Genomic DNA, 13,849 nt, shown 5'->3' with positions numbered 1-13,849 from the left:
CGCCTTGCCCCCCGGCATCGGCCGCCACGGCCGCGAGATGCTGCCCCAGATCCAGGCCGAATGCGCCGCCTACGAAGGCGTCTCCGTCATCATCTACGACCAGGTCTGCGCCACCGAAAAGCGCCGCCGCCGCAAGCGCGGCAAGATGGCCGTGGCCGACGTGACGGTCACCATCAACCCCCGCGTTTGCGAGAACTGTGGCGACTGCACCGTGCAATCCCACTGCATCGCCATCGAGCCGATCGACACCGAATTCGGCCGCAAGCGCCGCATCTCCCCCACCAGCTGCAACACCGATCTGTCCTGCCTCAAGGGCTTCTGCCCCTCCTTCGTCACCTCCGCCACCGACGCGCCCAAGCGCGATGACTCGGCCCAATGGCAGGCCCGTGAGGCCGACCTTGCCGCCGGTCTGACGGAGCCGCATTTGCCCGACCTCGCCACCCCCTGGCGCGGCCTGTTCGCCGGCATCGGCGGCGGCGGCATCGTCACGGCGGGGGCGATCGTCGCCATGGCCGCCTCGCTGGAGGGCAAGCAGGTCAGCACGCTCGACTTCACCGGCCTGGCGCAGAAGAACGGCGCCGTCATCTCCCACGTGCAGATCGCCGCGGACGGCCTGGACGTCGTGCGCATCCCCAACGGCGAGGCCGACCTGATGATCGCCGCCGACCTTGCCGTCGGCGCGCAGAAGGGTGTGCTGGAGCGGATGCGCCGCGGCGGCGCCGTCATCGGCAACATGGACCTGCAGGCCAACACCAGCTTCCTCACCAACCGGGACCTGGTGGTCGATTCCGGCCTGCACCGCCGGGTCATCGACCGCGCCGTCGGCGGCAACGCCAGCACCTACCTGCGCGCCACCGCCCTGTCGGAAAAACTCTTCGGCCAGGCCCAGGCGCTGAACACCCTGTTGATGGGCCTCGCCTGGCAATCCGGCCTGTTGCCGGTCGGGCAGGAGGCTTTGCTCCGTTCCATCGAACTCAACGGCACCGCCGTCGCGCTTAACCGCCGCGCCTTCACCTGGGGCCGCATCCTCCACGCCCACCCCGAACTCGCCGACGCGGTTCTCGCCGGTGAGAACCTCCCCCCGGCAACCTTCGAAGCCCTGGTCGACACCCGCGCTGCCGAGCTAATCCGTTACCAATCTACACGACTAGCCCGCCGCTATCGCCGTCTTGTCGATGCAGCGGCCGCCCGAGAGTCAACGGTGTTCGGCCAACCCGGCCGCTTCGCCCGCGCTGTGGCCGAGGGCCTGTTCCGCGCCTACGCCTACAAGGACGAGTATGAGGTCGCCCGCCTGCACGCCGCCGCCGAATACGGCGACAAACCGGTCTTCCACATGGCCCCGCCGCTCATCACCGGCACCGATCCGGCCACCGGCCGCCGCAAGAAAATCGCCATCCCCGGCCGCGTCGCCCTCCCGCTGTTCCGCGCTCTCCGCCACGGCAAAGCCCTCCGCGGCACCCCGCTGGACCCATTCGGTTGGCAGGCGGAACGACGCGCCGAACGCGATTTCGCCCGCGCGACGGAGGCGAGCATTACGCGGGCCACCAACGCCCTGCGCCCCGAAACTCTGGACACGGCGGTGTCGCTTGCCGATATTCCCATGCACGTCCGCGGCTTCGGCCCGGTGAAAGAACAAGCGATGCGCGAGGCCGCGCCGCAGCGGGAGGCATTGATCGCCGCCCTGTCCGCCGGCCCCGTCGCCATCGCCGCAGAATAAGAGGGAAGCACCATGCTGGACCACACCGACCCAAACGACCTCATCGTCGAAACCGCCCGCCGCTTCGCCCAGGACCGCCTGGCCCCCGGCGCCGCCGCCCGCGAAAAGGCCGGCCGGATCGAGCCGGAAATCGTCCGCGAACTCGGCGAAATGGGCTTCCTCGGCGCGACGCTCTCCTCCGACTGGGGCGGTTCGGAGATCGACACCGAAACCTACGCCCGCGTGGTGGAAGAAATCGCCGCCGGCGACGGCGCCGTCTCGACCCTGGTGAGCGTCCACAACGCTCCCACTTGCGAAATCCTGCAGCACTACGGCAGCCAGGCGCAGAAGGAGCAATGGCTAGCCCCCATGGCCACCGGCGCCGCCGTGGGTTCCTTCGCCCTCACCGAACCCGGCGCGGGCTCCGAAGCCTCCGGGCTCCGCACCCGCGCCGTGCGCGACGGCAACGACTACGTCATCACCGGGTCGAAGCAATTCATCTCCAACGCCGTCATCGGCAAGACCACGCTGCTTTTCGCCATGACCGACCCGGCCGCCGGCAAGAAGGGCATGTCCTGCTTCGTCGTCGCCAACGACACCCCGGGCTACCAGATCGCCCGCGTCGAGGAAAAACTCGGTCAAAAAGCCTCCGACACCTGCCATCTCGTCTTCGACGGCATGCGCGTCCCGGAATCCCAGCGCATCGGAGAGGAAGGCGCCGGCTACAAGATCGCCCTCTCCACCCTCGAGGCAGGGCGCATCGGCATCGCCGCCCAATCCGTCGGCATGGCCCGCGCCGCCCTGGACTACGCCATCGCCTACGCAAAGGAGCGCCGCAGCTTCGGCAAGGCCATCATCGACCACCAGGCCGTCGGCTTCCGCCTGGTCGAAGCCAAGACGAAACTCGAAGCCTCCCGCCAACTCGTCCTCAACGCCGCCCGCTTAAAGGACGCCGGCAAGCCCGCGCTAGAAGCCGCCGCCATGGCCAAACTCTTCGCCTCCGAGGCCGCCGAGGCGATCTGCTCCGCCGCCATCCAAACCCTCGGCGGCTACGGCTACCTCAGCGACTACCCGGTGGAGCGCATCTACCGCGACGTCCGCGTCTGCCAGATCTACGAGGGCACCAGCGACATCCAGAAGATCATTCTGCAACGCATGCTGTAGCCGCTTCCTCACCCGCCAAGAACGCGCCACCAACGGTCCCCGCCAGCCCGTCGGTGCGCGTTGCCTCCCCCGCGAAGATCAGCCGCCCCCCGGCCAACGGCGTCCCCAGCACCCCTCGTGCCCCGGCACAGCCCGGCCTGGCATAGGCGTAGGCCCCTAGCGTCCAAGGATCGGCGGCCCACGCCGTGACGACGGCACCCGGGCGGAACGCCCCGTCCGCGCGCCGCCCGAACAGCCCACGAAGTTGGTCGCGCGCGAAACCCTCCAGCTCACCACGCCTATCCAACTCCGCCGCATGGCTTCCGCCGGCGAAGCAGATCGCGTGGTCCTGCCCGTGCGGCCAGGCCACGATCGTCATCGCCGGCGCATCGATCGCCGGCACGCATTGATCGATCCCGCAGCTATCCGGCACATCCAGCCGGTCTGCCCCGGCCGCCCGCAGCGCCACCTTGCTCAGCAGTCCCATCGGCAACCCGTCGATCGCCTCCTGCGTCGCCACCGGCAACGCTGGGCTAAACCGGATCTTGCCCGCCGCGAGAACCCCGGTGGAGACGGTCACGATGCACGCATCGGCGTAGATCGTTCCGGCGGAGGTCTCGACGCGCACGCCGGGTCCGCCCCAATCGATCGCGGTGGCGACGGTGTTCAACTGCACCGGCCCCGCCAACCGCCGGGCGATGAACGCGCCCAGCCCGCCCTCGACTTCCCAATTGCTGCCCTCCAGCAGATTGGTGTGCCAGTCCCGCAGGCTCAGCGCGCTGGCATCCGCGGCGGCAATCACCGGCGCCTCCCAATTCACCACCGACGGCATCCAGGGCAGGGCAGCGATCGGGCCGACGGCCTCGGCCAGGCTCACATCCGGCCCGGCAAGCGCTGCCGCGGCTCGCTCGTGGAACGCGGCCTCGGCCTGCGCATAGGCAGCGTCTTCCGCAGCAACGGTGAACCGGCCGGGCAGGCGGGTGCGATGCACGCGCTCGGCCCCGCTATCCAGCGTTCGAATACCGAACTGCCGGGCCATCGCGGCCAGCGGGTTGCGCTCGGCCGCGTGCAGCCAGGCCGCCCCGTGGTCGAACGGCGCCTCCAACAACGCCGGAATGGTCGTGTGCGCGCGACCGCCAATCCGGCCCGAGGCCTCGATGAGGATGACCTGCCGGCCCTGCCGCCGCAGCGCCGCTGCCGCTGCCAACCCTGCAACCCCTCCGCCGATGACCGCCAGTACTGCGCGCCGCGTGCCACAACTCATGGTATTTCAAACATAAATCTTATGAGCCCCGATCTTATTCCGCCGCAGCGCGGAAGGGTAAATAGTTCGTCTCAAGGGTGACGGGGTCCGCCACCCGGGCCAGCTCAAACGAGCGAGGTCGGATTTGGGAGACTCCAGTATGAAATATCTTCTGTTCGCCGGCACTGCGGCCCTTGGTTTCGCCGCCGTTGGCGCGCATGCCCAAGATGGCCAGAACGCATACCCAACGCCCATCACGCGCCCGATCTATAGCTCGGTTCCGCAGTTGGATGTGGGCGGCGGTGGACCGTGGTCAAAGACCATGATCGTTACCGGCAATGGCGGCTACACCACCGGCGGCACGGCCCAGGGCATGCCGTCCGAACCGAACGCACCCGCGGCCGCACCGGCCTTCGTGCAGCAGGGCCAGGTCACCGGCAGCCACGGCTAACCATTCGGCGCTCGCGGTAACGCGAGCGCCGAATTACTGCCGCAATCAAATCGTTACCTGGCGGGCGTTCCAGCGTAAGCGGAGCACGTTATCCCACCAGGAGCGGCGATGTTGTTCGAAGGTTTCACACTGGCCACCACGACCGTGCCGGGCGGCGTCGTGCGATACCGCACAGGTGGAACTGGCCCAGCGTTGCTGCTGCTGCACGGCAATCCACAAACCCACTACATGTGGCACCACGTAGCCCCCGTTCTGGCTAAGCGCTTCACCGTTGTCTGCCCCGACCTACGCGGCTACGGCGGCAGCGAAAAGCCCCCCGCCACGCCCGACCACGCCCCCTACGCCAAGGCCGAAATGGCCCGCGACGTCGCCGACCTGATGGCGCAACTCGGCCACGAAACCTACGCCGTCGGCGCGCATGACCGCGGCGCCCGCGTCGCGCACCGCCTGGCGCTGGACCAGCCGAAGCGCGTGACGAAACTGGCCGTGCTCGACATCGTCCCCACCATCGAACATTTCGAACGTGCGGACATGGCGTTTGCGCTGGCCTATTATCACTGGTTCTGGTTCGCCCAGCCTCACCCCTTCCCGGAAGACATGATCGACCGCGCGCCCGACACCTGGTTCGCCGCCCACACCGGCGGCGTCGCCGGCATTCCCCCCTTCTTCGCGCAGGAAGCCCTGGACGACTACCTGAAGGCCGCCCACGACCCGGCCGCCATCACCGGCATGTGCGAGGATTACCGCGCCGCCGCGACGATCGACCTGGTCCACGACCGCATGAGCCGCGCCGAAGGCAAGCAGATCGAATGCCCGATGCTCGTGCTGTGGGGCGAGAAGGGCAAGGTCGGTGGCTGGTACGACCCGGTGACGATCTGGCGGGAGTATTGTAAGGCCGACGTCACCGGCGGTGGCGTCGACAGCGGCCACTTCCTGGCCGAAGAGGCGCCCGACGAAGTGATCGCCCGGTTCGAGGCGTTTTTCTAGCGTCGGTTCCCAACATCCCCCGCAGGTCGGTATGATCGCCCCAAAACGACCCGGGGAAGCGACCAATGTCATCCGACCTGCTGCTGCGCCACGACGCAGCCGGCGTCACTACGCTCAGGCTGAATCGCCCCGCCGCCCGCAACGCCCTCAGCCTCGCCCTGATGGCTGCGCTTGAGGCGGAACTGAACGCGATTGAGGCCGACACCACCACCCGGATCGTCATCATCGCCGGTGCCGGCCCAGCGTTCTGCGCCGGCCACGACCTACGGGAGCTCCGCGGGATGGAACCCGGCGCCGCCCATCAAGCGCTGTTCGCCGCCTGCTCCCGCCTGATGCTCCGCATCACCACCCTCCGCTGCCCCGTCATCGCCCAGGTGCACGGCATCGCCACCGCCGCTGGCTGCCAATTGGTCGCCACCTGCGATCTGGCCATCGCCGCCGACACCGCCCGCTTCGCCACACCCGGCGTCAACATCGGCCTATTCTGCTCCACGCCCATGGTGGCGCTCACCCGCGCAATCGGCCGCAAGGCCGCCATGGAAATGCTGCTGACCGGCGAGATGGCCAGCGCCGCCGAAGCCCAACGCCTGGGCCTCGTCAATCGCGTCGTCCCCGAACCCGAACTCGCCACCGCCACCGCCGCCCTGGCCGCCACGATCGCCGCCAAAAGCCGCTTCACCATCGCGATCGGCAAGCAGGCCTTCTACCGCCAAGCCGAAATGCCTCTAGACGACGCCTACGACTACACCGCCGAGGTGATGACCCGGAACATGCGGGCCGCCGACGCCGCCGAGGGCATCGACGCTTTCCTACAAAAGCGCGCCCCAGTCTGGTCGGATGCCTAGACATGCGGGGGAAGGGCGGCTAGAGACACCGCCCTGGCCGGGCGCGTAGCTCAGCGGTAGAGCATTCGCTTCACACGCGAAGGGTCACAGGTTCAATCCCTGTCGCGCCCACCAGGTTCTTCCTTACCGCACTCATCACTCCGCCGGCATCACTCCGCCGGCATCACTCCGCAGGGTGGCCGACCAGCGCCGGCTTGCGGCCCTGCGTCAGCACCGCGATCCCGCCCACCACGGCCAGCAGGATCATCGGCAACATCCCCAACGCATAGCTGCCGGTCATGTCCTTGATCCAGCCCAGCAAAAACGGCCCGACGAACCCGGCCAAATTCCCCAGCGCGTTGATCTGTGCGATCCCCGCCGCCGCCGCCGTGCCAGCCAGCCACTCCGTCGACAGCGCCCAAAACGGCCCCTTCAGCGCGTAGCACCCCACCAGCGCCATGCTCAACGCCACCAGCGTCAGCGGCAACCCGGTGACGAACAGGCACGCCGTCAACCCGGCCGCCGACACGAACAGCGCTAGCGAGGTGTGCCAAACCCGCTCCTTCTTTCGGTCCGACCGCAGCCCCCACAGGATCATCGCGACCGAGCCGACGAAGAACGGGATGGCGTTGAACAGCCCCGCCATCGTGTTGCTCATCCCGAATGCCTTGATCATCTGCGGCTGCCAGAAACTAAGCCCGTAATTCGTGGCCGTGCTGCCCGCATACACCAGCGCCAGCACCATCACCCGCCGGTCCGACAGGATCTGCCACAGCGACTGCCGCGGCCCGCGATTGGCGATGGTCCGTTCCTCATACAGCCGGTTCTCCAGCCACTCCCGCTCCTCCGCCGGCAACCAGGCCGCATTGGCCGGGCCATCCGGCAACCAAACCAGGCACAGCGCCCCCAGCAAGACCGCCGGCACCGCCTCCAGAATGAACAGCCACTGCCACCCCGCCAGCCCAGCGGTGCCGTTCATGTGGTCCAGGATCACGCCGGACACCGGTGACCCAAGAAAGGTCGAGATCGGGATCGCCACCATGAAGTAGCCCACGACCTTCGCCCGGTGCTCCCGCGGAAACCAGTACGTGAGGTACAGAATGACGCCGGGGAAAAACCCAGCCTCCGCCACGCCCAACAGGGCCCGCAGCGCATAGAACGACCACTCCCCCCGGATCAGCGCCATACATGCCGCCACCAGGCCCCAACTGATCATGATGCGCGCGATCCAGCGCCGCGCGCCCACCACCTGCATCAGCAGATTGCTCGGCACCTCGAACAGGAAATACGCCAGGAAGAACACCCCAGCGCCCAGCCCGAACACCGTGGACGACAGATGCAGGTCGCGGCTCAAATCGTGCCCGGCGAAGCCCACATTCACCCGGTCCACGAACGCGATGAAGTAGCAGATCATCAGGAACGGCACGATCCGCAGGCTTATCCGGCGGATCGCGGAACGCTCCAGGCTTTGGCTATCCGACACGGCTCGTCCCCTCTTTTTGGGCGAAGCCTAACGGCTAGCCAGCAACCCGGCCAGGGGCATGACCGAGTGGGGCTAGGCCGCCTCGCCCAAATCCCACCACAGCCCGGCGAACGCGGCGATGCCTTCGCGTGCCGGCGCCAGCAGCAAATGCTCGTTCGGCCCATGCTGCTTGCAGCCGTTATAGCTGTGCGGAATCCACACCAACGGCACGCCCAGATGATCGATGAACACATCGCCGGGCAACCCGCCACCGCTGTTCGGAATGACCTGAGGCTTGCGCCCCAGCGTCTTCTCCAGGCTTGCCACCGCCCGCCGCACCCACGGGTTGGTCGGATCGGTCCGGCTGGCCGGCATCCGAATGCCCGCATTCTGCACCATCACCTCGGGGAACCCCGCAGCGTCCAGATGCGCCCGCACCGCCTGCTCGAACTTCGTGGTGTCGCTGTCCACCGTGTAGCGCAATTGGCAGTGCGCCCGCGCATTCGGCGCCACCGCATTCACCGGGTTCTCCGGCCGCCCCGACACCATCGCCAGCACGATGAAGCTGGTCCAGCCATACACCTTCTCCGCCGCGGTAAACCCCGGCTCGCCCCATTCCGGATTGATCTGCGCCGCCTCGCCCTCGGCCCGCAACTCCAGCCCGGCCAGCGCCTCCCTCACCGACGCCGGCATGCCACCCGGCGGCAACCACCCCGGCACCAAAATCCGCCCATGCCGATCCGCAATGGCTGCAATCGCGTGCGCCAGCACGATCGCCGGGTCGGTTGTCATCCCGCCCCAATTCCCCGAATGCACTCCGCCCGGCCGCACATCCACCACCAGGTCGAAATGATACGTCCCGCGCGTCCCGGTCGAGATCGTGGCGATGTCGGACGCCACGCGAGGCCCGTCCGACGCGATCAGCACATCCGCCGCCAGCATCGCCGAATGCGCCGCCACGAATTCCCGCAGCCCGAGCGAGCCGCGTTCTTCTGCCGTCTCCAGCACCATCTTCACGTTGAAGCCCAGCTTGCCGCCCCGCTCCGCCAACACCGCCTCCAGCGCGTGCAGGTTGATCGCATGCTGCCCCTTGTTGTCGGCCGAGCCACGGCCGTACCAGCGCCCGTCCTCCTCCGTCAGCACCCAAGGGTCCAACCCCTCGCGCCACTGGTCCGCCAGCCCACGCACCGTGTCGCCATGCCCGTACGTCAGCACGGTCGGCCCATTCCCCTCCATCCGCTCCGCCGTCAGGATCGGCCCCAGCCCGGCGCGCGGATTCTCGTGCAGTTGCACGGTAAATCCCAACCGCTCCAGCCACGGCCGGATCGCCTGCTCCAGATATTGCTGCAGATCCGCCTCGTGCCCCGGGTCCTGCGAGGTCGATCGGATCGCGACCAACTCGGTCAGCAACCGTTTGAACCCGCCATCGTCGAACCCGCCCAGCGCCCGGGCAATGGCTCCCTCGCGGCTCATGCGCCGCGTCCGCGGGCGAGGTCGTGATATTCGGCGTTCGGCATCATGTCCACGGCGTGTGCAACCCTGTTGGTGTAGTTGAAGAAGGCGGCGGTCTCGGCGATGTCGAAGATGTCTTCCTCGCTGAACCCCTCCTCGCGCAAGGCCTGCCGGTCATCCGCCGTCACTTCGTGCGGCGCCTCGGTCAGCAGCACCGCGAAATCCAGCATGGCGCGCTGCCGGTCCGACAATTCCGCGACCCGGTAATTGAACGCCAGCATCTCGCCCAATTGCGGATCGCCCGAAATCTTCCGCACCGCCGCCCCATGCGCCACCAGGCAGTAATAGCAGCGGTTGCTGGCCGACACCGCGACCGCAATCATCTCCCGCTCCAGCTTCGACAACCCGGACGGCGCCAGCATCAACTCGTCATACAGCCGGATGAAATTGCGCAGCTTCTCTGGCCTCAGCAACCAGGCGCGCAGTACATTGGGCACGAAGCCCAACTTGTCGCGACACTTGGCGAAATACGGCTGCAGATCCTCCGGCAGCGAGTCTTCCGACGGCTCTTGCAGGTCCATCACGTGACTGGGTTGGGGCATATTTGGCTCCTTGGTTTTTATTGGGCCAACGCGGCCATGCGCTCGCTGGCCTCGGTTTCTTCCTCGACGCCCAACGCATCGTTGAACTTGTTGAAGAAGCCGCACAGCGTGATCCGCAGCGTCAGTTCGACGATTTGCGCCTCGGAGAAATGCGCCCGCAACCGCGTGAACAGTGCGTCGCGCAACCGGTGCGGATGGGTCCAGGCGGCGATGGAATACTCCACCACCAGCTTGTCGACGACATCGAACTCCGGATGGTCGGCGTAATCCAAAATCTGCGCCACGCCCTCGGCCGAAATGCCCTCCGGCACCAGAAACGGCGTATGGTGCGCCACGCAGTAATCGCACTCGTTCAGCTTGGAGACGGTGATGATCGCCAGTTCCAGATACCGCTTCGGCAGCGTCTTGGCGGCGCGCAATTCCATCAGCAGCGGCATCAAATGCCGCAGCGCCGCCGGCACATGCGCGAACACCGCGACCTGGTTCGCGAACGGCCCATACTCCGCCGCGAATGTGTCGTAGATCGCCGCCTCCGCTGGCGGTAATTCGGCGGAGGGGATCGATCGGACTCGTGCCATGGCAGCCTCCTGAACAGGGCCGCCTATTTGGACGCCGAACCTCCCCCCCGAGGCAAGACCCCGTTCGCGCTAGTGGCTCGCCCGGATGATCGTCGCCGCCACCCAGCAAACTCCCCGCACCGTGATGACGGCGCTGCCCAGCAGAAGCACCAGCCCGAACCAGGCATGCGAGCCGTCGGTGGCGAGCTCGTCCCAATCATCCGACCGGGGCTGCTCGTTCGCGAGGACATGGTCGAACCCACTCTCGATGCTTGCCGACATGTCCTGCGCTCCATCCCACACTGCGTCTTCGCCAAGTTACGGGGCGCACGCTTGAAGACTTCTTAATGCGAGTCGCAATTTTGGAGATAAATGCCGAAACTCACCTCCACGTCTCGGCCAACGGGCCTTGCATTCATCGCTGCCCGGCTTCAAGGGAGGGTCGCTACCGAAATGTAGGTGTCCGCGTGATCGTCCTTCTAACGGGTGTTGCCGGTTTCGTCGGTTACCATGTGGCCGAGCGTCTGCTGGCCGACGGCATCCAAGTCATCGGCGTCGACGTCTTCAACGACTATTACGACGTGGCGCTGAAGGAGGCGCGTATCGCCAGGCTCACCCAGAACGGCTTCACCCTGCATCGCGCCGACATCGCCGACCGGGCTGCCATGACCGGCATCGTGCAGGCGGAGCCGGGCATCACCCACATCGTCCACCTCGCCGCCCAGGCAGGCGTGCGCTACTCGATGGTGAACCCCTACGCCTATGTTCATTCTAATGTCATGGGCCATCTGGTCGTGCTGGAGGCCGCGCGCCTGCTGCCCAACCTGCGCCATCTGGTCTACGCCAGCTCGTCCTCCGTCTACGGCCTGGGCGTCAGCTTCCCATTGGAAGAAACCGGCGAGGTGAACCTCCCCACCTCGCTGTACGCCGCAACGAAGCGGGCCGACGAACTGATCAGCCACGCCTACACCCACCTCTACGCGCTGCCGCAAACCGGCCTGCGCTTCTTCACCGTGTATGGCCCCTGGGGCCGGCCGGACATGGCGTATTACGGGTTCGCCCAATCGATCATGGCCGGCAGGCCGATCACCCTCTACGAGGGCGGCACCCTGAAGCGAGACTTCACCTATATCGACGACATCGTCGCCGGCGTGGTGGGCGTGCTGGACCGCCCGCCGCCGCCCGGCCCGCCACGCGTGCTGAACATCGGCAACAACCGCGCCGAACCGGTGACCCGCCTGGTGTCGCTGCTGGAAAAATCCCTTGGCCGCGCCGCCATCGTGCAGGAAGTCCCCCGTCCGGCGGCCGACGTGGTGGAAACCTGGGCCTCCGTCGACCGCATCGCCGAACTCGCGGGCTACGCGCCCAGCACGCCGCTGGACGTTGGCATCCCCCGCTTCGTCGAATGGTTTCAGGCATATCACGGCGCCAGGTGACGCTCCATTTGGTGACCGGCGGATGCGGCTGCACGCTCACCCCCAGCAAAGCATACTTGCGGCCAAACCAAGCGTTCCGATAATGCATGCCCGGCGGTAGGCGCCCAGCGCCCGCCGGATATCCGCCGCCCCCGCATCGGCCCGGCCATCGCCCATCCACCCGTCCTCCACCAGCACCGCGCCATAAACCCGCGGCCCGGCCAGCCGAAGACCCAGCGCCCCGGCCATCGCCGCCTCCGGCCACCCCGCATTGGGGGACCGATGATGCCCGGCATCCCGCCGAACCGCGCGCATCGCCGCGCCAAATGCCCGGATGTTCGCCAGCCCCAACAGCAATGCCGCAAGCCGGGACGCCGGCAGGTTCACCACATCGTCCAACCGAGCCGCAGCCCAGCCGAACGATTCATGCCGTGGGGTGCGATGCCCGATCATGCTGTCGGCGGTGTTCACCGCCTTGTAGATCGCGATGCCGGGCAGCCCGAGCAGGGCGCACCACAAGGCCGGTGCCACGATCCCATCCGAAAAATTCTCCGCCAGGCTCTCGATGGCCGCCCGCGCAACGCCGGGCTCATCCAGGCTGTCCGGATTGCGCCCGACGATCTGCGACACCGCGGCCCGCCCCGCCGGCAGCCCGCGATCCAGCCCATCCGCCACCGCCCGCACGTGCTGCCAAAGACTACGCTGCGCCAGCAGGGACGAGGCCAGCAGCGCCAACAGAACCATCGCCCAGCCACGCGGCAACCAATGCAACGCCGCTGCCTGAACCATCCAGGCCGGCAGCCCAGCCCCCACCACCAACGCCACCGTCGCCACCACGCCCCGCACCCGGCGCGCCCGCCCCTGGTTGAGCCGGCGATCCAACCATGCGATGCCTGCCCCCGCCCATATCACCGGATGCCCGATCCGGCGCAGCAGCCAGGCCGGGTAGCCGAACGCGGCCTCGGCCAGCAGCGCGCCGAGCGTCAGCAACAGAGGTGTGGAGGTCAGCACGGGGCAGGGGGTTAGCATGGCGGCGCCGATTGCGCATGGTGGCGGTTTGATCGCGGCGCAGCACCGCTATCCGGACGCGCCGCGCCCCTGGCTGGACCTATCGACCGGTATCAACCCGATTGCCTACCCCATGCCGCCGCTGCCCCAATCCGCCTTCACCCGCCTGCCGGAGCCAGAGGCTGTTGCCGCGCTGGAGGCACTGGCCGCCCGAACCTACGGGGTAGCCGACCCCGCTTGCGTCGTGGCCGCACCCGGCACGCAAGTGCTGATCCACCTGCTCCCCCGGCTGATCCCCCGCACCACCGTCGCCGTAATCGCCCCGACCTACGCCGAACACCACGCCGCCTGGGCCCAGGCGGGCCACGACGTGTCGGACGCCCCTGGCTTCGCAACAGCCAACGCCGCCATCACCGTGACGGTCCGCCCCAACAACCCCGACGGCCGGGTAGACCCCGCCGCCGCGCTCATCCCGCTGGCCGGACCCGGCCGCCTGCTGGTGGTGGACGAGGCATTCGCCGACCTGGAGGCATGCAGCCTCTCCGCCATGCTGCCGCATCCCCGCCTGATCCTGCTGCGCTCCTTCGGCAAGACCTACGGCCTGGCCGGCGTGCGGCTGGGCTTCGCGCTCACCGCCCCGGCGTTGGCGGCCGGGTTGCGCCAGGCGCTTGGCCCATGGTCGGTCTCCGGCCCGGCGTTGCTGGCCGGGCAGGCAGCACTCGCGGACGCAGCCTGGCGCGCCGCCACCACCCTGCACCTGACCCACGACGCCGCCCGGTTGGACGCGACACTGCGCAATGCCGGCTGCCACATCGTCGGCGGCACGCGCCTGTTCCGCCTGGCATCGCACCCCCAAGCACCCGCATTGGCCACCCGATTGGCCCAGGCTGGCATCCTGGTGCGCCAGTTCGCCGCCAACCCCACCTGGCTGCGGTTCGGCCTACCCGGCACCGACCCAGACTGGACCCGGCTTCACAGCGCCCTCGCGTGATTGAGGGATGACCTAGGG

At 67.8% G+C, this 13,849-nt stretch carries 14 protein-coding genes and 1 tRNA gene; 8 read left to right on the top strand and 7 right to left on the bottom strand.

Annotation, left to right across the window (positions count from 1 at the left end; translation table 11 throughout):
* Both GSQ76_RS31040 and GSQ76_RS08040 read left to right on the top strand, forming a co-directional pair.
* The coding region (locus GSQ76_RS31040) for a DUF6537 domain-containing protein (RefSeq protein WP_216850957.1) at positions 1–1,717 on the top strand (1,717 nt) is incomplete at its 5' end.
* A gap of 12 nt (positions 1,718–1,729) precedes the next feature.
* On the top strand, positions 1,730–2,860 hold the full coding sequence (locus tag GSQ76_RS08040) for an acyl-CoA dehydrogenase family protein (RefSeq protein WP_158743390.1): 1,131 nt from the start codon (positions 1,730–1,732) through the stop codon (positions 2,858–2,860).
* On the opposite strand, the gene GSQ76_RS08035 is transcribed toward GSQ76_RS08040, so the two are convergent.
* Complete coding sequence (locus GSQ76_RS08035) at positions 2,838–4,103, bottom strand: NAD(P)/FAD-dependent oxidoreductase (RefSeq protein ID WP_158743389.1); 1,266 nt, start codon at positions 4,101–4,103, stop codon at positions 2,838–2,840. The two genes, GSQ76_RS08040 and GSQ76_RS08035, sit on opposite strands and share 23 nt — an antisense overlap.
* Positions 4,104–4,242: 139 nt before the next feature.
* On the opposite strand from GSQ76_RS08035, the gene GSQ76_RS08030 reads away from it, so the two are divergent.
* The 4 genes from GSQ76_RS08030 to GSQ76_RS08015 all read left to right on the top strand — a co-directional run bounded on the left by GSQ76_RS08030 (position 4,243) and on the right by GSQ76_RS08015 (position 6,479).
* Entirely contained in the window at positions 4,243–4,533 is a 291-nt protein-coding gene (locus tag GSQ76_RS08030) for a hypothetical protein (RefSeq protein ID WP_158743388.1), read from the top strand.
* A 108-nt stretch (positions 4,534–4,641) separates the two neighbouring features.
* Positions 4,642–5,520: an alpha/beta fold hydrolase gene (locus GSQ76_RS08025; protein WP_158743387.1), complete on the top strand. Its 879-nt coding sequence runs from the start codon at positions 4,642–4,644 to the stop codon at positions 5,518–5,520.
* A gap of 65 nt (positions 5,521–5,585) precedes the next feature.
* On the top strand, positions 5,586–6,365 hold the full coding sequence (locus GSQ76_RS08020) for an enoyl-CoA hydratase (protein ID WP_158743386.1): 780 nt from the start codon (positions 5,586–5,588) through the stop codon (positions 6,363–6,365).
* A 39-nt stretch (positions 6,366–6,404) separates the two neighbouring features.
* Positions 6,405–6,479, top strand: a tRNA-Val gene (locus GSQ76_RS08015).
* 49 nt (positions 6,480–6,528) lie between these two features.
* Here GSQ76_RS08015 and GSQ76_RS08010 read toward each other — a convergent pair.
* The 5 genes from GSQ76_RS08010 to GSQ76_RS07990 form a co-directional block, all read right to left on the bottom strand.
* Positions 6,529–7,827, bottom strand: a complete 1,299-nt coding sequence (locus GSQ76_RS08010) for an MFS transporter (RefSeq protein WP_158743385.1) — start codon at positions 7,825–7,827, stop codon at positions 6,529–6,531.
* A gap of 72 nt (positions 7,828–7,899) precedes the next feature.
* A complete protein-coding gene (locus GSQ76_RS08005) occupies positions 7,900–9,279 on the bottom strand; it encodes a M20/M25/M40 family metallo-hydrolase (RefSeq protein ID WP_158743384.1) in 1,380 nt (459 codons plus the stop codon).
* Positions 9,276–9,860, bottom strand: coding sequence for a peroxidase-related enzyme (locus GSQ76_RS08000; RefSeq protein WP_158743383.1), 585 nt, complete (start codon positions 9,858–9,860; stop codon positions 9,276–9,278). Before GSQ76_RS08000 ends, GSQ76_RS08005 begins: the two co-directional genes overlap by 4 nt.
* 17 nt (positions 9,861–9,877) lie before the next feature.
* Positions 9,878–10,438: a carboxymuconolactone decarboxylase family protein gene (locus GSQ76_RS07995; RefSeq protein ID WP_158743382.1), complete on the bottom strand. Its 561-nt coding sequence runs from the start codon at positions 10,436–10,438 to the stop codon at positions 9,878–9,880.
* A gap of 69 nt (positions 10,439–10,507) precedes the next feature.
* The gene (locus GSQ76_RS07990) at positions 10,508–10,699 is read right to left on the bottom strand and encodes a hypothetical protein (protein ID WP_158743381.1); all 192 of its coding nucleotides are present in this window, start codon (positions 10,697–10,699) and stop codon (positions 10,508–10,510) included.
* A 185-nt stretch (positions 10,700–10,884) separates the two neighbouring features.
* On the opposite strand from GSQ76_RS07990, the gene GSQ76_RS07985 reads away from it, so the two are divergent.
* Positions 10,885–11,853, top strand: coding sequence for an NAD-dependent epimerase/dehydratase family protein (locus GSQ76_RS07985; protein WP_158743380.1), 969 nt, complete (start codon positions 10,885–10,887; stop codon positions 11,851–11,853).
* A 36-nt stretch (positions 11,854–11,889) separates the two neighbouring features.
* On the opposite strand, the gene cbiB is transcribed toward GSQ76_RS07985, so the two are convergent.
* Entirely contained in the window at positions 11,890–12,861 is a 972-nt protein-coding gene (gene cbiB / locus GSQ76_RS07980) for an adenosylcobinamide-phosphate synthase CbiB (RefSeq protein WP_158743379.1), read from the bottom strand.
* Between cbiB and cobD the strand changes: the two genes are divergently transcribed.
* Complete coding sequence (gene cobD / locus GSQ76_RS07975) at positions 12,860–13,831, top strand: threonine-phosphate decarboxylase CobD (RefSeq protein WP_158743378.1); 972 nt, start codon at positions 12,860–12,862, stop codon at positions 13,829–13,831. The two genes, cbiB and cobD, sit on opposite strands and share 2 nt — an antisense overlap.
* Positions 13,832–13,849: the final 18 nt, after the last annotated feature.

Origin of the sequence: Acidisphaera sp. L21, assembly GCF_009765685.1 — a bacterium.
Classification (GTDB): Bacteria; Pseudomonadota; Alphaproteobacteria; order Acetobacterales; family Acetobacteraceae; genus LMUY01.
The sequence above is the reverse complement of the archived record's forward strand: the minus strand, read 5'-3'. Positions and strand labels throughout refer to the sequence as shown.

Coding starts and splice junctions, on each gene's coding strand:
- GSQ76_RS08040 (WP_158743390.1), top strand. CDS start 1,730: ATGCTGGACCACACCGACCCAAACGACCTCATCGTCGAAACCGCCCGC.
- GSQ76_RS08035 (WP_158743389.1), bottom strand. CDS start 4,103: ATGAGTTGTGGCACGCGGCGCGCAGTACTGGCGGTCATCGGCGGAGGG.
- GSQ76_RS08030 (WP_158743388.1), top strand. CDS start 4,243: ATGAAATATCTTCTGTTCGCCGGCACTGCGGCCCTTGGTTTCGCCGCC.
- GSQ76_RS08025 (WP_158743387.1), top strand. CDS start 4,642: ATGTTGTTCGAAGGTTTCACACTGGCCACCACGACCGTGCCGGGCGGC.
- GSQ76_RS08020 (WP_158743386.1), top strand. CDS start 5,586: ATGTCATCCGACCTGCTGCTGCGCCACGACGCAGCCGGCGTCACTACG.
- GSQ76_RS08005 (WP_158743384.1), bottom strand. CDS start 9,279: ATGAGCCGCGAGGGAGCCATTGCCCGGGCGCTGGGCGGGTTCGACGAT.
- GSQ76_RS08000 (WP_158743383.1), bottom strand. CDS start 9,860: ATGCCCCAACCCAGTCACGTGATGGACCTGCAAGAGCCGTCGGAAGAC.
- GSQ76_RS07995 (WP_158743382.1), bottom strand. CDS start 10,438: ATGGCACGAGTCCGATCGATCCCCTCCGCCGAATTACCGCCAGCGGAG.
- GSQ76_RS07990 (WP_158743381.1), bottom strand. CDS start 10,699: ATGTCGGCAAGCATCGAGAGTGGGTTCGACCATGTCCTCGCGAACGAG.
- cobD (WP_158743378.1), top strand. CDS start 12,860: ATGGCGGCGCCGATTGCGCATGGTGGCGGTTTGATCGCGGCGCAGCAC.
- cbiB (WP_158743379.1), bottom strand. CDS start 12,861: ATGCTAACCCCCTGCCCCGTGCTGACCTCCACACCTCTGTTGCTGACG.